At 53.6% G+C, this 23,199-nt stretch carries 22 protein-coding genes; 15 read left to right on the top strand and 7 right to left on the bottom strand.

The annotated features are described in order from the left end of the window. Positions 1-149 precede the first annotated feature (149 nt). On the top strand, positions 150-1,385 hold the full coding sequence (locus tag M2298_RS20730; protein WP_122964804.1) for an MDR family MFS transporter: 1,236 nt from the start codon (positions 150-152) through the stop codon (positions 1,383-1,385). On the opposite strand, the gene M2298_RS20725 is transcribed toward M2298_RS20730, so the two are convergent. After that, a complete protein-coding gene (locus tag M2298_RS20725; RefSeq protein WP_122964805.1) occupies positions 1,377-2,165 on the bottom strand; it encodes a GDSL-type esterase/lipase family protein in 789 nt (262 codons plus the stop codon). The genes M2298_RS20730 and M2298_RS20725 overlap by 9 nt on opposite strands. A 131-nt stretch (positions 2,166-2,296) precedes the next feature. Between M2298_RS20725 and M2298_RS20720 the strand changes: the two genes are divergently transcribed. The 4 genes from M2298_RS20720 to M2298_RS20705 all read left to right on the top strand — a co-directional run bounded on the left by M2298_RS20720 (position 2,297) and on the right by M2298_RS20705 (position 5,093). Next, positions 2,297-3,223: an ABC transporter ATP-binding protein gene (locus M2298_RS20720; RefSeq protein WP_280649043.1), complete on the top strand. Its 927-nt coding sequence runs from the start codon at positions 2,297-2,299 to the stop codon at positions 3,221-3,223. Beyond that, entirely contained in the window at positions 3,220-4,215 is a 996-nt protein-coding gene (locus M2298_RS20715; RefSeq protein ID WP_217023087.1) for an ABC transporter permease, read from the top strand. The genes M2298_RS20720 and M2298_RS20715 overlap by 4 nt, the downstream gene beginning before the upstream one ends. A gap of 87 nt (positions 4,216-4,302) precedes the next feature. Beyond that, positions 4,303-4,734: a small multi-drug export protein gene (locus tag M2298_RS20710; RefSeq protein ID WP_217023085.1), complete on the top strand. Its 432-nt coding sequence runs from the start codon at positions 4,303-4,305 to the stop codon at positions 4,732-4,734. A 98-nt stretch (positions 4,735-4,832) separates the two neighbouring features. Beyond that, entirely contained in the window at positions 4,833-5,093 is a 261-nt protein-coding gene (locus M2298_RS20705) for a DUF2573 family protein (RefSeq protein ID WP_063230083.1), read from the top strand. Between the two features lie 66 nt (positions 5,094-5,159). Here the strand turns inward: M2298_RS20705 and M2298_RS20700 are convergent, their stop codons facing one another. From M2298_RS20700 to M2298_RS20680, 5 genes are all read right to left on the bottom strand, one after another. Beyond that, positions 5,160-6,011: a DUF1835 domain-containing protein gene (locus tag M2298_RS20700; RefSeq protein WP_122964809.1), complete on the bottom strand. Its 852-nt coding sequence runs from the start codon at positions 6,009-6,011 to the stop codon at positions 5,160-5,162. A 109-nt stretch (positions 6,012-6,120) separates the two neighbouring features. Beyond that, positions 6,121-7,359 (bottom strand): MFS transporter, encoded by a 1,239-nt coding sequence (locus M2298_RS20695; protein ID WP_280649042.1) that lies wholly within the window; start codon positions 7,357-7,359, stop codon positions 6,121-6,123. 199 nt (positions 7,360-7,558) lie between these two features. Then, positions 7,559-8,827, bottom strand: coding sequence for a hypothetical protein (locus M2298_RS20690; RefSeq protein ID WP_307723376.1), 1,269 nt, complete (start codon positions 8,825-8,827; stop codon positions 7,559-7,561). 103 nt (positions 8,828-8,930) lie between these two features. After that, complete coding sequence (locus M2298_RS20685; RefSeq protein WP_063230087.1) at positions 8,931-9,500, bottom strand: RNA polymerase sigma factor; 570 nt, start codon at positions 9,498-9,500, stop codon at positions 8,931-8,933. Between the two features lie 53 nt (positions 9,501-9,553). Further along, on the bottom strand, positions 9,554-11,218 hold the full coding sequence (locus M2298_RS20680) for a DNA repair helicase XPB (protein WP_122964812.1): 1,665 nt from the start codon (positions 11,216-11,218) through the stop codon (positions 9,554-9,556). Positions 11,219-11,360: 142 nt separating this feature from the next. Between M2298_RS20680 and M2298_RS20675 the strand changes: the two genes are divergently transcribed. From M2298_RS20675 to M2298_RS20655, 5 genes are all read left to right on the top strand, one after another. Continuing rightward, the gene (locus M2298_RS20675; RefSeq protein WP_122964813.1) at positions 11,361-12,683 is read left to right on the top strand and encodes a hemolysin family protein; all 1,323 of its coding nucleotides are present in this window, start codon (positions 11,361-11,363) and stop codon (positions 12,681-12,683) included. Positions 12,684-12,806: 123 nt separating this feature from the next. Next, on the top strand, positions 12,807-13,814 hold the full coding sequence (locus tag M2298_RS20670) for an ABC transporter substrate-binding protein (RefSeq protein WP_217023083.1): 1,008 nt from the start codon (positions 12,807-12,809) through the stop codon (positions 13,812-13,814). Between the two features lie 90 nt (positions 13,815-13,904). Further along, positions 13,905-14,957, top strand: a complete 1,053-nt coding sequence (locus M2298_RS20665) for an ABC transporter substrate-binding protein (RefSeq protein ID WP_122964815.1) — start codon at positions 13,905-13,907, stop codon at positions 14,955-14,957. 28 nt (positions 14,958-14,985) lie between these two features. Continuing rightward, positions 14,986-15,918, top strand: coding sequence for an ABC transporter permease (locus M2298_RS20660; RefSeq protein WP_122964816.1), 933 nt, complete (start codon positions 14,986-14,988; stop codon positions 15,916-15,918). Continuing rightward, positions 15,911-16,708, top strand: a complete 798-nt coding sequence (locus M2298_RS20655; RefSeq protein ID WP_063230093.1) for an ABC transporter ATP-binding protein — start codon at positions 15,911-15,913, stop codon at positions 16,706-16,708. The genes M2298_RS20660 and M2298_RS20655 overlap by 8 nt, the downstream gene beginning before the upstream one ends. 9 nt (positions 16,709-16,717) lie before the next feature. Here M2298_RS20655 and M2298_RS20650 read toward each other — a convergent pair whose 3' ends face one another. After that, the gene (locus M2298_RS20650) at positions 16,718-17,947 is read right to left on the bottom strand and encodes an MDR family MFS transporter (protein ID WP_280649041.1); all 1,230 of its coding nucleotides are present in this window, start codon (positions 17,945-17,947) and stop codon (positions 16,718-16,720) included. A 132-nt stretch (positions 17,948-18,079) separates the two neighbouring features. Here M2298_RS20650 and M2298_RS20645 point away from each other — a divergent pair, with 132 nt between their 5' ends. The 5 genes from M2298_RS20645 (at position 18,080) to M2298_RS20625 (ending at position 23,124) form a co-directional block, all read left to right on the top strand. Further along, entirely contained in the window at positions 18,080-19,879 is a 1,800-nt protein-coding gene (locus M2298_RS20645; protein WP_280649040.1) for an SgrR family transcriptional regulator, read from the top strand. A 191-nt stretch (positions 19,880-20,070) separates the two neighbouring features. Next, a complete protein-coding gene (locus M2298_RS20640) occupies positions 20,071-20,496 on the top strand; it encodes a TerB family tellurite resistance protein (protein WP_280649039.1) in 426 nt (141 codons plus the stop codon). A gap of 151 nt (positions 20,497-20,647) precedes the next feature. Continuing rightward, positions 20,648-21,460 carry a 5'/3'-nucleotidase SurE gene (surE, locus tag M2298_RS20635; protein WP_122964819.1) on the top strand — a complete coding sequence of 271 codons (813 nt, stop codon included), beginning with the start codon at positions 20,648-20,650 and terminating at the stop codon, positions 21,458-21,460. Further along, positions 21,453-22,493, top strand: coding sequence for a hypothetical protein (locus tag M2298_RS20630; RefSeq protein ID WP_122964820.1), 1,041 nt, complete (start codon positions 21,453-21,455; stop codon positions 22,491-22,493). Before surE ends, M2298_RS20630 begins: the two co-directional genes overlap by 8 nt. Positions 22,494-22,641: 148 nt before the next feature. After that, complete coding sequence (locus tag M2298_RS20625) at positions 22,642-23,124, top strand: hypothetical protein (protein ID WP_063230099.1); 483 nt, start codon at positions 22,642-22,644, stop codon at positions 23,122-23,124. Positions 23,125-23,199 lie beyond the last annotated feature (75 nt).

Raw genomic sequence — 23,199 nt, 5'->3', positions numbered from 1 at the left:
TTTTTGATAAGTCTCATAGAAATTTTTCATAATCCAAAAATTTTGAATGCTCATTGACGAACCATAGACTCCTCACTACAATAGGAACATCACAGAGCGTCTGTTCTGGTAGCAAGGCGCAAGCAGAACAGTTGTGGGGAGAAGAGAGCATGAGCTGGACTAAAAAACGTTTGCAGGAGTACCACCCGATCGTCTGGTCGCTGATTGTCGGGACTGTGTTTGTCAGGGCTGCTAGTTCGATGAGCATGCCGTTTTTGTTTTTATACTTGTCGAATCATACCGATATGGATTTGGCGATGATCGGTTTGACGATCGGAGCTGGCCCATTAGCCGGGACGATTGGCGGTTTTATTGCCGGGACGTTGTCGGACCGAATCGGACGCAGACGGGTCATGCTGGGGGCGTTGTACGTCTGGACGCTCGTCTTTATCGGCTTTGCGATCAGCAAAAACCCGTTGGTCTTGCTGTTCCTCAATATGGCTGGCGGGCTCTGTCGCTCGTTTTATGAGCCGGTCTCGCAGGCGCTGATGGCGGATGTGACGCCGCCGGAAAAACGGTTTCGCGTATTCGGCCTTCGCTATACGGCGATCAACGTAGGGGTAGCGGTCGGTCCGATTGCGGGCGCTGTGCTGGCGAAGACGTCCGTCGCGCTGCCTTTTATGATTACCGCGCTCATTTACTTGCTGTACGTCATCAGCTTGCAAAGATTGCTGAACAAGTTCGGGATCAAGCAAATCGAGGGGCAAAAGAAAGAGACGATTACTTTTGGCCGCGCCTTCAGCGTAGTCGTGAACGACAAGGCATTCCGCCTGTACATGATTGCCGGGGTGCTGGGAGCGGTCGGCTATTCGCAAATGTCCTCCACGCTCGCCAAGTTCACGGAGATGACAGTGGCGTCCGGTGCGGAGCTGTTCGCGATTCTCATGAGCATCAACGCAGTTGTCGTCGTGCTCATGCAGATGCCTTTGACCAGATGGGCAGAAAAAAAGACGCCCCTCACCGCAATTGTGGTCGGAAACGTCATGTATGCACTGGGCGATATCGGCTACGCGTTCGCTGGCTCCTGGGCGCTTTTCATCATCGCCATGGTGTTGTTTACGTTCGGTGAAATCTTGACCTTTACCGCAGGTGACGTCCTGATTGACCGCATGGCGCCGGAAGGAATGCGCGGCAGCTACTACGGCGCCAAAAGCTTCAGCAACCTCGGGCAGTTCATCGGTCCGTGGATGGGCGGCATGCTGCTCGGGCTTTACGGCGGGACGACGCTGTTCTTGACCGTAGCCGCCTTTTCCATGGTCAGCAGCGCCTTCCAGTGGGCAGGTCAGCGGGTGTACTTCGCCACGCACGGCAAATCGCTGAACGAGGCGCGGGCGGAATCACTCTAGCGCCTGCATGATCCGCTCGGCGATCCGCGAATACCCTTCCGTGTTCGGATGGAAATGATCGGTGTACAAGTACGACTGTTCCTTGCGCAAGAACATGTCATAAGTCGGGACGACGAATACTTGCGGGTAGCGGGCCGCGATTTGCGAGGCGGAGTTGTTCCAGTCCAGGACAGGTTGCACCGTATCCACAGCCGCTTCCGTATTGCCGAACGGGTTGTACAAAGAAGTGTAGACGATCGTCGCCTTTTTGTTCAGCGCACGAATTTGTCGAATGATCTCCTCATAGTTGGTCGTGAGCCTGTCGATGGCTGCGGCCACTTTTTCTTGTTCAATCGTGTAAAGTCCGCCGGTTTGCCTGAACAAGTCGTTGCCGCCGATGGTGAACAAGATCAGGTCGGCATCGGCAATCAGCGTTTTGACCTGTGCTTCGGACATTTGCTTGAGCAGGTCGGTCGACTCTTGTCCGTTAATCGCGAGGTTGGTAAACGTGATCGAGTGGCCCGCCTTTTTTTCCAACGCTTGCCGGACGAGCCCGACGTATCCTTGACCGTTTGCATCGCCGGCACCGCGTGTGAGCGAGTCACCGAGCGCGACGATTTTGCGGACGCCTTCAGCAGGCAAAGGCGCTGGCGTTTTCGCGGATTCGGCAGGGGATGTTCCTGTAGCCGGTGCCAGCTGCTGCGGGTTCATCGCCAGGACAAAGCCTGTAGCCAAGAGCAAAAAGGACAGAAATGACAGCAACCCTGCGGTCCGCCAGAGAAGTTTGCCGGATGTGCGCATCGGCTATCCTCCTATTCGATGTGAAGTGAACAGACATGGTATAATGTGGTTGGACATCTTATGCCAGTGTACCATAAACGCAGAGCTTGCGTCAGTCGCGGGCAGCGCAAACAAAGACAGGAGGGCGCACATTGGGCGATACGGTCCTCGCAGTATCAGGATTGCAAAAAACAATCGGCAAAAAGCAGATTATTCACGATATTACTTTTGAAGTGCTCGCCGGAGAAGTGTTTGGTTTTCTCGGGCCAAACGGAGCGGGCAAGACGACGACGATCCGCATGCTGGTCGGTCTGGCAAAAGCAGATGGCGGAGACATTCGCATCGGGGGAGTATCGCTGCGGGACAATTTCCCGGAAGCGATCGCGCAAGTTGGCTGCATCGTGGAAAATCCCGAGTTGTACAAATTTTTGACGGGAAGAGAAAACTTGGAGCAATTTGCCCGCATGAGCGGCGGGATTGCGCCGGAGCGGATAGAGGAGATCGTGCGCTTCGTCGATCTGGAACGGGCGATTGACGACAAGGTCAAGACGTACTCGCTCGGGATGAGACAGCGGCTGGGAATCGCGCAGGCGCTGTTGCACCGACCGAAGATTTTGATTCTCGACGAGCCGACAAACGGACTGGACCCGGCTGGCATCCGCGAAATGCGCCAGTTTATCCGGCGGCTTGCGGAGGAAGAGGGACTTGCTGTGTTCATTTCCAGCCATCTGCTCAGCGAGATCGAGATGATGTGTGATCGGGTAGCGATTATTAGCCATGGGAAGGTCATTTCCGTTGGGCTGGTGACTGAGCTGATGGAGCAGTTTGCCGATCAGGTGGAATGGACCATCTCCGCTGCGCATATGCAAAAGGCAATGGACGTGCTGCGTAGGCATAAGGCTGTGACGGAGATTGCCGCGGTCGGAGAAGACCGATTGAAAACGCACATGGATATGGAACGGGTAGGAGAAGTCAACCAGGCGCTGGTTCAGGCAGGCGTTCCGGTCGTGGGAATTGCCACGAAAACGGTGACGCTCGAAGACTTGTTCCTGACGTTGACAGGAGGGGGAGAAAAATGAATCCAAGCATGCTGGGCCTCGTCCAAAATGAAACGGTCAAACTGCTGCGCCGCCGCCGCTTCCTCGTCGTCGTGCTGATTCTGGCGATCCTCATCCCGATTTTTACATACGCGCAGTATCGTTCCGTGATCACCACCCAGGAGCGCATGGGCACGACTGACTGGCGTCCGCTTTTGACCCAGCAAATCGTCGATATGCAAAACAGGCTTGCTTCCAGCCGCCTCCCGGACGAATGGCGCGACATCATTAAAATCCGCATTCAGCAACAGCAATATTATCTCGACCACGATATCAACCCGATGGCGCCTGGAGGTCCGACTTTTGCCCGCGGCTTTATGGATCAGACGATCTCCATGTTTTTGCCGATGATCATCGTCATTTTGGCAGTCGATATCGTCTCGGCGGAATTGAGCGAAGGGACGATCAAGCTGTTGTTGACCAGACCCGTTCGGCGCTGGAAGGTGTTGACCAGCAAGTACATCACTTTGCTGCTGTTTACGTCCTTGACCGTGGTGATGACGCTGTTTATGGCTTATTCGCTGTCAGGCTTCGTCTTTGGCTATTCCGGATGGGACTTGCCTGTGCTCACCGGCTTCGAAGTGGCAGGCGGAGAGTTGCAGACAGCAGGGGCGTTCATGTTGCCGCAGTGGCAGTTTTTGCTCATGCAGTACGGACTGGGCTGGTTCGTGTGCCTCGTAGTCGGAACGATCACGTTCATGGTTTCCGTGCTGATCCGCAGCGCCGCTGCCGGGATGGGAGTCATGATGGCGGCTCTGATCAGCGGCATGATTCTGACCCAGATGGCCTCCTCCTGGGAGTCGTCTAAATACTTGTTCGTCGTCAATTTGCAGTTGACCGATTATTTGAACGGCACACTGCCTCCGATCAAAGGAATGACGCTTCCGTTTTCCTTGACTGTGCTGAGTATATGGGCCGTAGCTGCTCTGATCGTAGCCTACACCGCCTTTATCCGCCGGGACGTCACTTCCTAATTTGGAAAAAAGCGCTACCTTTTTCCTTCTCGTTCGTATTTACTGAGAGGATCAGGAATGGCAACGAGAGGAGATTGACGAGAGAGTATGGACGTATTATGGAAATGCGGGACAGTCGCTTTGACAAGCATGCTTGAATTGTGGGGAGCGATTCCCATTGGATTTTTATTGCAGTTGCCGCCGTTTTTGACGGGGCTGTTCAGTGCCATTGGTGCAATAGCAAGCGCGGGCATCGTCATCTTTTTGGGCGGCTCCCTGCGAAGCTGGCTGATGAAACGGGTGGAGAAAAAGGGGAAAAACCAAGGACGAATGGGGCGCATTTGGGAGAAGTACGGCGTCATCGGACTTGGACTGGCCTCGCCACTGTTAACTGGCGCTCCGCTCGGTGCTGCGATCGGGATTTCGCTCGGCGCACCAGTCGGCAAGCTGATGTGGTGGATGTCGATCGGCATTGTTTTATGGAGCATCATCCTGACTGTAGCCGTTGCGTACGGCTTGCTTACGTTCCTCACACTGTAGAGGCCCACGAAGGCAACCGCTGCTTTTGGCTAGTGGAAATTTTGCATACGAAGATCAATAGATGAATAAGGAAAACATAGGAAAGCGGGGGATCATTCATGAGTGAGAAAAAGGAAGTGCTGGTGCCTGAACTGGAGGAGTTGCTGCACAAGTTTACCGAGTTGTTGACAGGCGAAGCGACGCCGGAGCGGATCGAGATGGTGAAAGTATGGTGTTTGTATACGACGATGGCAAAAGCAATGCCGCCGCTCATCCAGCATTGGGGCAGCGAGCCGGAGCATCAGGATGCCCGCAATCAGATCAGAGAGATTATCGAGCAAATCAAGCAGTGGAACCAGGCTAAAAATCAGACCCATTAATAAAAGAAGAAACGCCGCCTTTTGTGCTTCATGGCAAAAGGCGGCGTTTTTTGGTGTGCAAAAACCTTATTCCGTCAGAGTGGCGTCGGCTAACCGAATCTCCAAGTATCGCATAGGAGCAAGCTCGCCCCGATAGCTCAGTTTTCCTGCTCGGATTAACTCCTGAATCCGTTGCAACAAATACATGTCACCGATGCACTGCTCGCTGCGGCCCATCACCTCGCCAATGACGCGGCCGGCTTTCTGGAACGAACGGGTGGAGCACTGAAGCAGTGCCGCATCGTAGTAATCTTCCGGCACCGCTTGAACCAGCCCGTTTTCGATAATGCGCAGGCGGCTGGTGGAGTGCAGCCAATGAGCTTCCCAGTCATGCACCCATTCCTCGATTTGAGCGCTAGACAAGCTTGCTTTTGTCTCCCATGCACCATGGAGACGTTCCGAATAAATCTCGCCGACACTTCTGATCACATACGGAATGGTGTTGTTCTCTTCATCTGTGACGGTGTAGTGGATGCGCTGACTATAGGCGGACACATCCACGGCTTCGAAGCGGATTGCTTTGGATTGGAGCATGGAGACGACGTAACGTATCCCGAGCTGATCGGAAGTGCACCGTCCGCCATGCCACAAAACAACCGTGCTGCCTGCGGGGATGTCGGCAGCGAACGTCCGGTCTTGCTGAAATTGTTGGGCGAACAGCTCCAAATCCTCCTGAAAGTCAGGTTCTGTTGCGACGAGCAAGTTTTTGAACCATTGCCAGCGTTGCTCCATTCCATCCTCGGTAGTCAAATGGGCAATCGGGCCGATCGAGAAGTCATCGCGAAGGCAAATGATCGAGCCTGGCAGCCTGGCTGCACGCAGAAATACGCGCAACGTCCCACACGCAGAATCGCCGAAGCCGATATGAAAAGTTTGCATATCTTTTCTCCTTTTCCTGTTTCTGAAAGGGCAACCCTCTTGATTATAGCAGACAGCCAGAAGCGAACAGGGCAAAAGGAGAAGACGCGAAAGCTGTTTGTCTAGTCGTTCAAGCTTTTTGCGAAGGAGCAGCCAGCACCTCTTTACGTCTCAGCATAGGCAGGACAAACAAAATGCTGACGGCAAACAACAGGCCCGCACCACCGAAAAGCAAGGGAAGGGAATACAGACTTTTCAGCCATCCCGCGATGCTCATGGAGACGACCATCGTTCCCATAAACAGGGGAGTCAGGACGCCGTTTACCCGGCCGATATACGCTGCATCGCTCGTTTTCAGCAGAAGCGTGTTGATTCCGACGTGGATGCACGGGAAGAACAGACCGTTGATAAACTGGAAAAACATGACTGCCCACAATGCGGTAGACAGGCTGTTCCCGAAAGTCCCGATGGCGCTTATGAGCAGACCGGCAGCAATCAGCATTTGCGGCGAGACTTTTTTCGCAATATTCATGACGGCACCGCCACCGATCAGCATCGCGGCTCCGTTGACCATCATCAGCCATTGCAAATATTCCTTGGGGAGCCCGAGGCGTTCGACGACCAAAAAGACAAACAGCGGCTGAATCAAGCCAGATGCCAGCCCGATGCAAGTGAAGATCGCGCCGAGCGCGCGCAAGGAAGGTTTTGACCACACATAGCGGAACCCGGCTGCAAACTCGGCCCAGAAGCTTTCGCCAGTGTGATTTTTTTGCCCGTCCTCATCGCGCGGGAGCTGGAACAAAACGACAGCGGAGAGGACAAAAGAGACGCCCATCACGCCAATGGCGGACGAGATCCCGAAAGATTGGTAGAGGAGAGTGCCGAGAGCCGGACCGATTACCATGAACACTGCCATCATCGTCTGAAACATCGCCATGGCAGGCTGCAATTCGTGTCCGGGAACGTGAAGCTTCAACAGTTTCATGCCAGAAGGCTGCGAGAACTGGGAGAGCGTCGCCGAGATCAAGGTGGCGAAAAAGACTGCCTTCCATGTGCCGAGCACGAGGGTGAGCAACACAGCGCCAACAGAGAGCGCACTAAGCAAGTCGCAGATGATCATCGTTTTTCTCGGGCGCCAGCGGTCCGCAAATGTCCCGCCGATGATGGAAAACAGAAAGATCGGGCCAAACTGCGCGACGGAAATCAGGGAAACGGCGTAAGGGTCGTTGTTCGTCTGATCCATGACAAACAAAAGAATCGCGAAGTTGCGAACCCAGACGCCGATTTGCAAAAGCGCTCCTGACAACAGGATGGTGCGAAAATACGTATTTTGAAACAGGGACGAGCGGGGAGGTGAAGCATTAGACATGTGGGTGCACTCCTTTTTAATAAACAAAAATTGTTTTTGTTTATGTTATAACAAACATTATACACATTAGTTTAAAGTGATCAATACCGTACTAAAACTTTTTCATCCCCCGACCCGGCCGCTCGAAGCCAGGCTTGGCAAATAAAAAAAGACACGAGCCTGATGGAACAGGTCGTGTCTTTGGAAAATCGTGTTTTCGTTAAGGCTTCCAGGTCAGTTGCTTGGAAGCTTCAATCAATTCGTCCAGCGAAACACCGTGGGCGGTTATCACTACGTACAGGGACTGATTATTGGACTGGGCGTTGAAATGGACCGCGTGCTCCGCGACCGCATTTTTCGCGTCCTTGTTGTCAAACGAGACGGCAATAGCTTGCTCGCCATTGACTGCAAACAGCTGAGTGGCGGAAAACGTTCCGGGAATCGACAAGCTGCGTTTGCCTTGTGTGTTCCGTACTACGTCGATCCGAATCCAGTCGTTGTTGCGCTTGTAATCAGCGGCCAGATGCGTTACTTTTTGGCTCGTTTCTGATTCGTATTGCACGGAAATCGAGCTTAGCGAAAAGCTGTTCGGGTTTTGGGCCAGCACGGGAACGGGCATATCGGACGCTTGTACGGCTGTATCTGTATCCGTAAAGGTCGACAGCGTGATCGGCTGTTTGGCTGCCATGGCCAACGACGGGCCGACGAGTCCGTTTTCGCTGTTCTCTTGCTCGGGCACGGCTGTCATTCCCATAGGCTGATCGGCCGTGATCGCGGGTGCCCCGCCTTTTTTCGCAGCCATCAGGGCGTTCTCGGCGACGTTTTCTTCGCTTGCCGCGTTTTCTTTGGCATTCACCGCAGGTACTTTGGCAGTCGGTTGACTTCGGGCAGCCGCAGCCCCCTGGTTTTCCGGCTGAGCGGTGCGCGCTTGCGGCGGCGCCGCTTTGCTTTGCTGCGTGTCGTCCAGCGCAACAAGGGCATTGGCGGCAGCTGGCGCGGCATCACCGTTCGGATTAACTGCTGCTGCCGCTCCTGTGGACGGAGTAGCCGCTTCGTTTTGCTTCGCCATTGGCTGACTGCTGCCGCCTGTTGCACCTGTTGTCGCCTGGGCTGGTGCAGGAGGAGCGGCTGGAGCTGTCTCTTGCGCTTGCGTCGCATTGCCGCTGTACGCCACGATTTGATTGCTTGCGCTTGCCTGATTGGCTTCCGGTTGGGCGGCTGTCTGCATCATCTGATCGTCCTGAAGCTGCTGATAGCTCAGGAAGCCCACTGCCAGGAGGACTGCTGCGGCGCTGACCCAGGCGAATGAAGGGAAGCCTTTGGGCCGACGCTTGCTGGTTGCTGGTGCTGCCGCTTGCTGTGGAAGCACAGCGACGGTTGCGGTGGCGGCATGAGGGGGCACACCTTGTCCTGCGTTCTGGTAGATGGCTTGCATAATCCGCTCTTCCAGATTCGCTTGGGGCAGTGGAACCTCCTTCAAGAACTGCACCTCCTCTTCTGTTGTCATTTGCGTTTCAATCCATGCGATACACTCCTCACAAGTTTCTATATGAGAGAAAATATCGCTGTCTGTGTCATCTAGCCATGCTTTTCTAAATGCCTGGCAGTTCATGTACGAGTCCCCCTTCCTTGCGGGTTAACAATTTTGCGAGTTCTTGGCGAGCGCGCAAGTAGCGGACGCGTGCTGTAGACTCGGCGATGCCGAGAAGAGTTGCAATTTTTTCAAACGGATACTCATGCGTGCAACGCAGAACGATTACTTCCCGGTAAGTATCCGACAGCAAGGCGAATGCTTCCTGGATTTCCCTGCGCTGCTCCTTGTTCATGAGCGAATCCTGCGGAGATTCGTCTCGTGTATTGGACGGCACGTACGCCAATTGCTCGTCAGAGTCGTGAAACTTTCGGCGGCGCAAAAAATCGATACTCTTGTTGCGGGCAAGCGTATGTAACCAGGATGAAAACTGCGAGTCGCCTCGAAACGTAGACAGTTTTTCATACGCCTTGACGAACACTTCCTGAGTAAGATCTTCTGCATCAGCGCGATTGTTCACCATTTTGTAGATAAAAACGTAGATCATATGCTGATATCGCTGGATGAGGTCGCGATACCCTTCAATTTCGCCCTGAAGAATCCGCTGAATGATTTCGGCGTCGGATTGCATTGAATCTCCGGCCTCCCTTCCCTCTATGTGACGCTGGCTTCTGTCGAAACGTTTCAGACCAGCATCTCGTTTTCTATAATTTCGTATGGATAGCCTTGTTCTACGAGAAAAAGCTGACGATGGAGCGAAAACTCCTGCTCTCTCGTATCGCGTGTAACGAGTGTATAAAAGTGGGCAGTGTTGTTGTCCGTTTTCGGTCGCAAGATGCGTCCCAGGCGCTGTGCTTCTTCCTGACGGGAGCCGAACGTGCCGGAAATTTGAATCGCGACGTTGGCGTCCGGCAAATCGACGGCAAAATTGGCTACCTTGGAGACGATCAGGCGTGTGATTTCCCCTTTTTTAAATTGTTCGTACAGCGTCTCGCGCTCTTTTTCCGGGACTTTGCCCGTAATCAGCGGAAGCTGCAAGGCGGTTGCCATTTGCTCCAGTTGATCGACGTACTGGCCGATGATCAACACTCTGTCGCCCTCGTGGCGGTCGAGCAGCTTGCGGACCACTTCGAGCTTTTTCGGGTTTTCGGCAGCGATCCGGAACTTTTGCCGGGCGGTTGCATGTGCGTACGCTTCCCGCCATTTTGGCTCAAAAGGCAGCCTGATTTCGCGGCAACGCGCTTCCGCAATCCAGCCAGCTTCCTCCATCGCTTTCCAGGGAACCTCGTACTTTTTCGGGCCGATCAACGTAAAGACGTCTTCTTCCCGGCCGTCTTCCCTGACGAGCGTGGCGGTCAACCCGAGTCGGCGTGTAGCCTGGATGCCGGAAGTAACACGAAAGACAGGTGCAGGCAGCAAATGCACCTCATCGTAAATAATAAGCCCCCAGTCACGCTCTGAAAAGAGTTTCATATGAGGAAATTCATCCAGAGAGGTGGGGCGGTATGTGAGAATTTGATAAGTTGCCACAGTTATCGGCTTTACTTCCTTGTGATCTCCGGTGTATTCGCCAACAAGATCGGGGTCCAGTTCGGTTTTGTCCAGCAGCTCGGAAATCCACTGGCGCACGGAGGTCGTATTCGTCGTCAAAATAAGGGTAGCGGTCTGCAATTGCGCAATCGCGCCAATGCCGATGACCGTTTTCCCGGCTCCACAGGGCAGGACGAGCACGCCGCTGCCACCCGTAACCGCGCCGCCCAAGTGAAAAGCATCGACAGCGTCTTTTTGATAGGAGCGCAAAGCAAACGGCTTGCCCGACGCACTGGTCTGCCGCAAGCTGACCGGACAGGCTTCCCCTTGCGAATACCCCGCCAAATCCTGCACAGGCAGTCCAAGCTTGATCAGCTCCTGCTTGATCAGCCCGCGTGCGTAGCTTTTGAGTGTATAGCCTTCTTCGAACAAGGCGGCGATCGATTTGTATCCGATTAGCTCTGTGAGAACAAGAGGATCGTCACTATTTAATACGAGATCATCCCCGTGACGTTCCAACCGAATCAGCCCGTATTTGCGCATCGTTTCTTCTATTTCTTTGACGAGCGTTGGCGGCACGCCGTATTTGCTGTATGCGCCAAGCACTCCTGTTACTTCATTCGGGGAAAGTCCGCTGGCTGCCGCATTCCACAGCGACAACGGGGTAATCCGGTATGTATGGATGTACTCCGGACTTTTCAGCAATTCGCAAAAACCGCTGATGGCCTGTCTTGCCTCCGCAAACAACGGATGTTGTGTTTCCAATAATACAGTGCGATCGCTTTGGACGATCATCGGCAAGTCTGGACGATAAGACAAAAGATTCACCTCGTTACAAACGGCATATGAATCAGCACTATGGTATCACAATCCGGAAAAGAAAGAAAAACAGACAGGTAACATTTGCGATAGGATGGGAAACAATATCCCAAAGCAATGGACGGAAAGGGAGGCGGGGAGAATGGGAATGTGGGGAAGCTTGTTTAACTTGGGTTTGGTCTTGATCCTCGTTTTCCTCAACGGCTTCTTCGTTGCAACCGAGTTTGCCGTGGTGAAAGTGAGGGAGTCGCGCATTGCCCAGCTCGTGGCAGAAGGCAACAAACGGGCGGAGAACGTGGAGCAAGTCATCCACAATTTGGATGCTTATTTGTCTGCCTGCCAATTGGGCATCACTCTCGCCTCGCTCGGACTCGGCTGGCTTGGCGAGCCTGCTGTGGCTCACTTGCTGCATCCGGTATTTCGCTACTTCCAGCTGAACGAGACGCTGGTGAGCAGCATTTCCTTTATTATTGCGTTTTCCGTGATCACTTTTTTGCATATCGTGCTGGGCGAACTGGCTCCGAAGACACTTGCGATTCAGCGCACCGAAATGGTCGTGCTCGCTGTCAGTCGGCCGATCCAGCTGTTTCACAAAGTCATGTATCCGTTTATCGCTTTGCTGAACTGGTCGGCAAGCCGCATCCTCGCCTTGTTCCACATTTCCATGGAGCCGCATCAGGAGGCGCATACAGAAGAAGAAATCCGTATTCTGGTCAACGAAAGTCACAAAAGCGGCCTGATCGACCAGACAGAGCTGATGCTGGTAGACAACATTTTTGATTTTTCCGAGACGATGGCGCGGGAGATTATGGTTCCGCGAACCGATATGGTTGTGCTCAACGTGCGCGATCCGTTTGACGAAAATGTCCGCCTCGTGCAAAACGGCCGATTCACCCGCTATCCGGTCGTCGATGGCGACAAGGATCACGTCGTGGGGAGTTTGCACATCAAAGACATGCTGACAGGGCTTTTGGAAGGCGAGCACAGCGATCTGAAAACGTTGATGCGCCCGGTTTTGACGGTTCCCGAGACGATCTCGATCAGCCGTCTGCTGACGATGCTGCAAAAACAGCGCGGGCAAATGGCGATCATCATCGATGAGTACGGGGGCACGGCTGGCTTGGTGACGCTTGAAGATATTATGGAAGAAATCGTCGGCGATATCCAGGATGAATTTGACGACGAGCGTCCGGAAGTAGAAAAGAACGACGGCATGTTGTCGCTTGACGGCAGAATGCTTTTGGAGGAAGTGGGCGACTACCTGGACCTCGATTTGGAATCCAGCGAGGTCGATACGCTGGCCGGGTGGATTTACATGCAAATCGACCATCCGCCCCGCGTAGGCGACCGGGTGCGGGAGGGCAAGTTCGAGTTTGTGGTGGGCGAAGTCGATCACTACCGGATTACCAGGGTTCTCGTGAAAAAAATGCCAAATGCAGAGGAAGAAACCGGAACGGAAGATTGATGAAAAAAGCTTTTCAGGACGCAATAATATGCTATAATGGGACACAAGTTGCACAAATGCAAGATGCCTTGTTACCAGAGGGTGATCAGGCACAGAGAGCAGAGCTTAGAGGAGGAAGTACAGATGAGACGAGCAGTCAGTATGGTACTGACCACTTTGCTGGCCATTTCTTTGGCAGCATGTGGCAATCAAACAGGTGGACAAAATGAAGCAACAGCGACCAGTTCCGGCCAAGGCCAAACGGTGAAGCTGGGCTTGACGCAATTCGTAGAGCATCCCGCTTTGGATGCGATTCATCAAGGAATCTTGGATGGCTTGAAACAATCCGGCTACGAAGAGGGCAAAAATCTGGAGGTTGACTACCAGAACGCCCATGGCGATATGAACAACACGGTATCGATTGCGCAGAAGTACGCCGGAGACAAGAAGGATTTGGTCGTAGCGATTGCGACTCCATCCGCTCAGGCTGCAGCCAAGGCGATTACCGACAAACCTGTTTTGTTCAGTTCCGTAACAGATCCGATCTCGGCTCAGCTGGTCAGCAGTCTGGAAAAACCGGACAAGAACGTGACTGGAACGAGCGACAAAGTATCGATGGAACAACAATTGAAGCTGATCAAAACCTTCCTGCCCCAGTTGAAAAAGCTGGGCGTGATCTACACCACCTCCGAGGTCAACTCTGAGGTACAGGTAAAAGAGCTGGAAGAGGCAGCGAGCAAAGAAGGCGTAGAAATCATCAAGGCGGGCATTTCGCAGCTTTCCGAGGTGCAATTGGCAGCTCAGGGACTTGCTGGAAAAGCTGACGCCATGTTCATTCCGATTGACAATACCGTCGTGTCCTCTTTTGAGGCTGTACTGGGAGCAGCGGAAGCGAACAAGATTCCTGTTTTTGCTTCCGACACAGACACCGTAAAACGCGGCGCAGTAGCCACGTACGGCATCGACTACTACCAGATTGGCAAGCAAACAGGCGAAATGGCTGCCCGTGTCCTCAAAGGACAAGCGGTTGCAGACACTCCTGTCGAAATTTCAAAGCAGGCCGACCTGTACATCAATGAAACAGCAGCCGGGAAGTTTGGTCTCACGATTTCAGAGGCACTCAAACAGCAGGCGAAAGAAATCACCAAGTAAAAAGAGAGCGTCAAGCTCTCTTTTTATTCTTTTAAAACTGTTTTATCCGTGTTAAAATTAGAAAAAATTTTTCAAGGGGGCATTTATCACATGTTCAAACAGAAAAAGACTATTAGAAAAATTCAGAGTTTTTTATTTCCTTTGCTGCTTTTGTCTGTTACCGCATGTGGACAGCAAAGCGCTACCCCGGCGAGCAACGAGCAGACTCCACCTGCTTCGAACCAGCCGGCGCCAGCTGCTGAAACCAAACAGTTTAAAATCGGGATTTCTCAGTTCGTAGAGCACCCGGCATTGGATGCAGCACGCGAAGGCTTTGTGGCGCAGCTTGCCAAAAACGGATACGAAGACGGCAAACAAGTGAAAATCGACGTCAAATCAGCGCAAGCGAGCATGGATACAGCAATCTCCATCGCGCAAAAATTCGAGTCTGACAAAGTAGACCTCGTACTGGCGATCGCGACGCCGACCGCTCAGGCTGCTGCCCAAACAAGCAAAGACATTCCGATCTTGTTTACGGCAGTAACCGATCCGGTAGAGGCAGGTCTGGTAAAAGCGATGGATAAACCGGGAGCAAACGTGACAGGTACTTCCGACATGAACCCGGTGGAAGAGCAATTGAAGCTGATCAAAGAATTGAAGCCAGATGCGAAATCAGTTGGAGTTATCTACAGCTCCGGCGAAGTGAACTCCAAAGTGCAGGTAGATGCGGCGAAAGCAGTAGCGGACAAGCTGGGCCTGTCCATTCAGGAAGCAGCGATCACCAGCGCAACAGAGGTGAAGCAAGCGGCTGAGTCGATGGTAGGCAAAGTAGACGCGTTCTACGTGCCGACAGACAACATGGTCGTATCGTCGATTGCAGCAGTCCTGAGCGTTGCCGAAGCGCAAAAAATTCCGGTCATCGCAGGGGAAGAAAACTCCGTGAAGAGCGGTGCGATTGCTACTTACGGAATCGACTACACCAAGCTCGGCGAACAAACAGCAGACATGGCAGCAAAAATCTTGAAGGGCGAAGCGAAGCCGGCAGACATGGCTGTCGAGATGCAGGCAGACATGAAGCTCGTATTGAACAAAAAAGCAGCGGAGAAAATGGGAGTGACCATTCCGCAATCCATGCTCGACCGCGCTGGCGAAGTGATCGAGTAATAATCGCAGCAACAGGAGGATTTCTTCTATGAATTTGGCAATAATGGGAGCCATCGAGCAGGGCTTGCTATTCGGAATTTTAGCTCTGGGCGTGTATTTGACCTTTCGCATTCTAAACGTACCTGACTTGACGGTAGATGGCAGCTTCGCCTTGGGCGGAGCGATCGCAGCCAAGTTTATCATCGATGGAACCAACCCGTACCTGGCTACTCTCCTGGCGTTCATCGTCGGGGGATTGGCAGGGGCATTTACCGGCGTTTTGCATACAAAAGGAAAGGTCAACGCACTGCTGGCAGGGATTTTGACCATGATCGCGCTGTACTCGATCAACCTGCGGATTATGGGAAAGGCGAATTTGCCTTTGCTGCGTGAAGATACGTTGTTCACCTATGTAAAAGATTTGAGCATTCCCGACTTGACGGTAGGCGGCGTCACTTTGCTGACTGGCGTATCCATCGTATTTTTCGTCGGAGTTCTCGTGCTCAAGCTGGTAATTGACTGGTTCCTGCACACCGACCTCGGCCTCGATCTGCGGGCGACAGGGGACAATCCAAAAATGATTCGCAGCTTCGGAGTGAATACGGACACGACCACGATTATCGGTCTGGCGCTGTCCAACGGTCTGGTAGCTGTGTCTGGCGCTTGGGTTGCCCAGTTCCAGGGCTTTGCCGATGTCGGCATGGGGATCGGGATGATTGTGATTGGTCTTGCTTCTGTTATTGTCGGGGAAGTGCTGTTCGGCAGCTCCTCCATTTTCCGCGTCACACTCGCTGTCATTCTCGGTTCGATTGTGTACCGTTTGGTGATTGCCCTGGCTTTGCAGGCGGGATTGAATCCGTCCGACATGAAGCTGATTACCGCCTTGATCGTGATTGTCGCATTGACTGTTCCGACCGTTGCCAAAGGAATCTGGAAAAAACAAGCGGTACGCTCGGTAAGGGGAGGAAACAGCAATGCTTAAAATTTCCTATGTCAACAAAGTGTTCAATGCGGGCACCGTCAATGAAAAAATCGCGTTGCGCAATGTAAACTTGCACGTCAAGCGCGGAGAGTTCATCACCGTAATCGGCAGTAACGGAGCCGGAAAGTCGACGATGATGAACATGATCTCCGGCGGGCTGTTCCCGGACAGCGGAACGATCACGATTGACGGCAAGGATGTCACGCGCCTGGGCGAGCACCAGCGGGCCGAATTGATCGGCCGGGTGTTCCAGGACCCGATGGCAGGTACTGCGCCGAACATGACGATTGAAGAAAATTTGGCGATCGCGCTCGGGCGTGGACGCCGCCGCACGCTAGGCTTCGGAGTGAACAACCACAAGCGCGAGTTGTTCCGCGAGCAGTTGAAGCAGCTTGACCAAGGACTGGAAAACCGTTTGAAAACAAAGGTGGGATTCCTTTCCGGCGGTCAGCGTCAGGCGCTCAGCCTGTTGATGGCTACATTTACGGAACCGAAAATTTTGCTGCTGGATGAGCATACGGCAGCGTTGGACCCGAAAAGGGCGCAGCTCATTGTCGAGCTGACCGACAAGATTGTCGCTCGCCACAAGCTGACGACGATCATGGTCACGCACAACATGGAGCAAGCGCTGAACATGGGGAATCGCCTGTTGATGCTGCACGACGGCGGGATCATTCTCGACATTCCGGATGAGAAAAAACGAACCATGAAGCCGCAAGACTTGCTGCGCGCCTTCGAGGCAGCCCGTGGCGGAGAGAGCTTCAGCGAAGACCGATTCTTGTTGACCTAACGCTTTTCATCAGCCTTCCTGCGCGAGCGGGAAGGTTTTTTCTTTGGCGGTCAAATAGCGGTGCATGGCGAACGCTCCAATGACCAGGATGCCAGCGACGATCGTGAACAGCAGCGTGCCGCCGTAGTGCAGCAAGACCAGACTGCCCAAATACGGGCCGCACATGCGGGAAATATCCCAGTGTGTCCCGGTGATGGCAAAATATCGGCCGCGCATCGAGGATGGCGCAATCCGCGTGACAAAAGCGAGCAGTTGGGTCAAGCCGACGCTTTCGCCGATGACGAGCAGCACTTGCATGGCGAGCAGAAGCGGCAAGGAATCGATGTAGGCATAACCGAGAGCGACGAGGAAGAAGCAGCCGTATGATGCGGTGATGAGCCAGCGAGCGGGCATGTGCTGTGTCCACTTGACGAGCAGAAATTCAAACAGGATGAGCAAAATCCCCTTCACAGCGATGAGCAAGGCGAGAGCTTGCAAATAGTCGGGCAGCGTATTTTTCATGTGCAGCTGCAAATTTGTTTCGGTTTGCGCATAGAACAGACTGATCGGCAGTGAAAGCGTCATGATCGCCAATGCCGGGCGGTATGCCTTCCATGCTCCTCTACTGAAGCGTGGCGCTTTCTCGTGAGCTGCTTCCGCCCATTCCGGCAACGGCGTTTGCGGGATTTTCCACAAGACCGCCGCCGCGTAAACGAAAAGCGAGATCGCGGTAAACAGAAAAGCCATCGCCGGATTGTACTTGTAGAGAATCACGCCAAGGAGTGGCCCGATTGCCGCCCCAATGCTTGAGGACGTATTCAACAGAGCAAAAGCACTTGCCATTTGCCCAGGCGGGATCGTATCGGCCAGATGGGCGCGGCTTGCCGGGATGAACAGGGAGCGGCCAGCGCCGTTGAGCACGTACAGGACGGCAAAAGCGGCGATAGAATCGGCAAAAGCCATCCCGAGCATGGCGAAGCCTTGAATCAGCAAGGCAACGAGCAGCATCGTTTTGCGCCGAATCCGGTCAGTCAATCCGCCCGCGAACAAGGTCAGCAAAATCTCGGAAAACGGCTGCAAGCCGATCACCAGCATGGTGAGTGTGACGGAGCCGCTGATGTTTTCGCTCAAGTACAGGACGAGAAAAGGCGCGATCATCGTGCTGGACAGGGAAGTGAGCGTTTCCCCGAACAGACGAACCCACAGCAAGGCAGGGTATTCCGCGATAAAGTTGCGGAAGGAAGCGGGTAGCAGATGCATAGACGTGTGTCCTTTCTCCGGAGGTTCCGGCTTGGTGGTTGGTTCTTCGAATTGTAAGCTGGCGGACGACACAGAAAAAGCGTACGATTAGGGGAATCATTTTTTCATGTTTTTTATTGGCGGTGAAATGAGATGCAACTGGTTGAACAATATCTTCGTTTATGTGCGCTGAGGCCAACCGTTTCGGTCGGTCGTCCGCTGGAGATCACGCTGGCAGAAGTCGCGGCGATTTTGTGCTGTACGCTGCGCAATGCCACATTGACATTGAAAAAAATGCAAGCCCGCGGCTGGCTCGGCTGGCAGCCGGGACGAGGCAGGGGGAATCATTCCGTTCTGACCCTCCTTTTGGAACCGGCAGATTTGCTGCTGTCTGTAGCCAAGGAGCTTGCCCAAACAGGGGAAATTCGCGCGTCCCAGGAACTGATGCAGCAATACGGGGAGGCGTGGCCGACTTTTTCGCAAAATTTTTCACTCTGGATGAAAAGTCAGTTTGGAGCGCGGGTGACGCGGGAAAAGGGTAGTAATAGCCGAGTCGATACATTGCGCTTGCTGCTCGATCGCCCGTTTGAAGCACTGGACCCGATTCACGTTTTGCTGCGTTCGCAAACGCATTTGGTCAAGCATCTGTTCGATACGCTTGTCCGGTTTGATCCGCTCACGAAGCGAATAGAGCCGCAGTTGGCCTTTCATTGGGAGACGGACGAGAGCGGAAAGCACTGGACGTTTTACTTGCGAAAAGGCGTGCTGTTTCACCATGGCCGCCTGCTGACTGCTGACGACGTCCGTTTTTCCTTGCTGCGCCTGATGGAGCAATCGTTCAAGCATCGCTGGCTGGCTCGTTCTATCGAGTCGGTAAACGTCTGTGATGACTATGTCGTGACGATTGAGTTGAAAGAGCGGGATGAGCTGTTCTTGCAAGCGTTGAGCAAAGAACAACTGTCGATTGTCCCGCGTGACTACACCGAGCAGATGGGAGAGCAGTTCTCGCGGTTGCCGGTAGGGACAGGGCCGTTTCGCGTTGTGCGCCACGACGATTCCATGCTTGTCCTTGAGGCGTTCGCGCCGTATTTTGCCGGGCGGCCGTTTTTGGACAAAATTGAAATCTGGTGCGTCCCTGGCATGGGGCAAGCGGACTGGGCAGATGAGAGCGTGCTGACTGTGGCGAAAGCGAGTTCGCTCCAGGAAGCGGAGGCAGAGCCTGCGTGGAACGAAGTCGCCCGTCAGGAGAAATGCTTTCAGTACGTCAGTTTGAATGCAGCCAAAAAAGGCCCTTTGGCGGACGCTTCCTTTCGCAGCTTGCTTGCGGAGCTTTTGGCTGGCCCTGCGCTCAGGGAGGAGTTGCAAGGCGGCAGGGAGCAGGCGGAAGTATGGGGAGGATATCGGCAGACGGCAGGCTCCACTCCAGACGATCCAGCGGAAATCGCTCGCCTGGTAGATGCAAGAGGCTACGGCAAAGAGACGCTCAGCCTGTACACTTATCCAGACGCGGATCACATCGAGGATGCCGAATGGATTCGGGACAAGGCCAAAGCGTACGGCATTCCGATCGAGATTCAGTACGCCACTCCGGAAGAACTGGCTTTACCGGCCTTGCTGCAACACGCTGATCTCGTCGTCGACAGCGCCAATGTGGACGAGCGAACGGAGCTGTCGCTCGTCGAGTTTTTGCTGGCAGAAGCTTTGAGCATCACGCACCATCTGACTGCACACGGCAAAGCGGAGCTGGAACGGCTGATTCGCAGCTTGGGGCAAACTACGCTGACAGAGGAGCGTCAGACGATTGTGCGCACGATGATGGAAAAGCTGATGGCTGATCATATTTTTGTGCCCCTGTACGCCAATCGCGTCGAGATGAAAGCACACCCTCGTCTGTCGGGAATCAGCCTGGACGCGTACGGCTGGATCGATTTTCGGACGGTCTTTGGGCGATAATCGCATTCTCTGCCTTTGTTCATATAGGGAATGGCCGACTTCGCCCGCAAATGTGGCGAAATCGCGCCTACCAGCCAAAGAGAAGCAAAAATTTGTCACACATTCATATGAAACCGCTTTCCTTTTTTATCGTATTATTAGATGTATATATCATCGTTTGTTTATTACTTGTTCGGAGGAGGAACGACACGTTGTATACCAAAACGGAAAAAGACAAACATATTTTGTTTGCATCCTTGCGCTTGATGATTTGCGTCGGGCATGCCGACGGTTATATAGGTTCCCGGGAAGTTGACCGCATTCATGACATTGTCAATTCGGAACATTTTACGCTAAAAGAGCGGCAAATCCTCATGGATGACATCGATTACCCGAAACGTCCCGAGGTGATCGTAGAAGACATGGTCGACCTGAGCCAGAGCGAGAAGCTCGTCATGATGCGCAAGCTGTACCATATGGCGCTGATTGACCGGAAGCTGTCGCCGCTGGAGACGAAGGAAATCGCGCGCATCGCTTGCCTGATCGGCATTTCCCAGGAGAAGCAGGCGCAAGTGGAAGAATGGATTCGCGAAGGGATCGCCTGGCGCGATCGCTGGAAAGTGATCGTCGGCGACTAATTACGACCCCAATCGCATTGGGGTCTTTTTTATTGTCCAGATGTGTCGCAAGTTGCGGGCGGGAAGCTTGGCTTGGCAAAGCTTTCTAAAGTACAATAAAAGGAAGTGTGAAGCAAATGCGACTAGGCGCCACGATGAAGGAGGAGATCTTATGTTGCGAATTTTAGTTACGAATGATGACGGCATCGAGGCATTGGGCATCAAGCGGCTGGTGGAAGCGCTGCTCGTACTGGACCAGGCAGAAATCTTTGTGGTGGCTCCCGATGAGGAAAAAAGCGGCGTTGGCCACGGGGTGACCTATCGCACGCCACTGGCAACGGAAAAACGCGACTTTTACGGTCTTCCCGTCAAAGCGTGGGCGGTGAACGGCAATCCCGCCGACTGCGTGAAAGCCGCCTATCATTTGCTGTTTGCGGCAGAAGAAAAGCCCGATATCGTGTTCTCGGGAATCAACGTAGGGACGAATTTGGGGCGCGACATATATTACTCCGGCACATGCAGCGGGGCCAGAGAAGCGGTTATTTTGGGAGTTCCCGGCGTTGCCCTGTCCTATGACAACTGGTACGACCAGGAAAATTACGGCGACGTCGTACAGATGATCGCGCCGCTCGTGAAAGATTTTGCGGAGCGAGCCGGAAAAGGCGAATTGGCGCCAGAAGTTTTCTGGAATATCAACATTCCGCACGTCCCGCTTGCGCAAGTCAAAGGGATTGTTCCGGCGACGCTTTCGCTGCATCATTATGAGGACAAGTACAGCGAAGCAGCAGAAGGATATTTTTTGATGCGGGAGTACCCGCAGGTGATGCCGATTGCAGAGCCGTATGACTACGACCTGGTGAAGCATGATTACATCGCCGTCACGCCTGTCCATATCGATGCCACGGATCGTTCGCTGCTCAAGCAGATGGACGGCTGGCCGCTGATGCAGCCATGGGAAAAGCAGGGGGAGCAGCCAGATGAATGAGGAGTTCAATCCCGTGCTTGCCCCGGACCCGGCTCTGCGCTCTCCCGTCAAGGAGACGCAGGGCGAGGTTCTCGATAAGCACGATTTTTTCGACTTGTACCAGCTCGCCAGCGAAGCGGGGCTGCCTTATTTTGCCCGCATGAACGGAACAGGAGAGGTCGAGCTGTACCTGGTGTTTGAATCGGTGGACGCTTTTGTCGAGCAGACGCGGGATGCTGTCTCTGTTGAGTTCAAGACGTATCAAGGCAAGCTTTTGGGCGTGATCTGGACGCTGTCTGATCCGCTCCAGCCGCTCGGCTTTCCGCTCACTTTTGACATCCAGCTTGCGGAGCAGCGGGGAATGGCGTTGCGAATGCTGGAACAGCCTTGTACGCTCCTGCACTATTTGGCTTACGGGGAAGGCGAGCTGACGCATATTTACTCCGAGTCCATCTTTTTTTCCGCAGGAGAAGTCGAGCGCACCCGGGAAATGATTCGTTCCCTTTTTGAAGGGAAAGTCGAGACGATCCCGCAGGAAGCGCAGGTGCGCGAGGAAGAAATGCGAAGCATCGCGGCACTGTCTTTTCCCGACACGGTTTTCACGGAAGAAGGGCTGGCTTTTGTCCTCGACTACAGACGGATGCAGGCCGTACATGGCGAAGAAGGCGCCCAGCACCTGCTGATGAGCACCGTTCGCCAGGCTGTCTGGGTGATGCGCAGACACGCGCGCAGCGAGGTGCGGGAGTCCGCGTTTACCGTATGGGTGGCGGAGCGCGGCGAACTGCTCGATCTGATTGTCACCCCAGGGCTTGGGCACTTGTTTGAGGTCATCCACATGGCAGAGGAGGACGCCAATCCGTTTTCCCGCTTCCTGTTGACGCTGCCGGAATATGTGGAGACAAAAGAAGTTTCTGCGCTCGGTCTGGGCGCGTATCCGCTTTTGCGCTATGAAAATGGCGTACTCTATCATTTGGAGCTGGACGAAAATGTACAGGCGCATCTGCAAACCCTGTTCGTGAAAGCGTTTCCGGGCATGCCTGTTCCGTATCAGTAAATGTTGCAACATTGTGAAATAGCATTTTCATAGGAATCTTTTGCCCTTCGATGAAATAAGGGTAAATAAGTCATTTTTCAACAAAGGATACGACAAGGGGAAGTACGAAGTAATAAAGCAGATAATCCGTTGGGGAGAGGTGACGACGATGTACGCTGTAGAGCCCGATTTGTTCCAGGCTGTTTCCGATTGCGCTCACCGTTTTCAAGGGGAGATCGAACAATTGGCAAAGCGTCATGCACTAACGATTGAGGGAGGTCTGCCTGCGCTTGAATTGCAGGTGCAGCCCCAATGCCAGGCTTTGCTGGAGTACAACTTGTGGGGGGAAGCGGGACTCGTCGCGATCCACGGCAAACTAAACTTGCGGGGCGGAGTAAAAAAAGATTCATTTTCCATCATGATGAAATTCTCGCTGTCTCATGATCCGGAACTGGACATCGAGGGCAAGAAACTGCGGATTGAGGAAATTTTGTACGGCGAAGCTGACCTGTTCTGGAACATACCTCCGGCGGGGCATGTCGGGCACGTCGAGCTGACACTTCGCTTCACCTATCAACCTGGCTCTGGACGACTGGGCGAATATGTGCGCAGCGTTTTGGGCATCGTAACCGGAAAGATGATGGCTGCCTAAAGCGGCGTAGATGGTAAAATGGCTCTCCGTCACAGGAGGGCTATTTTTCGTTGAGGCAAGAAGGCAGTCAAAAGG

Source organism: Brevibacillus sp. 1238 (assembly GCF_029892995.1).
GTDB lineage: Bacteria > Bacillota > Bacilli > Brevibacillales > Brevibacillaceae > Brevibacillus > Brevibacillus parabrevis.
Note: the sequence above shows the minus strand (reverse complement) of the source record. Positions and strands in the feature narration are given on the sequence as shown.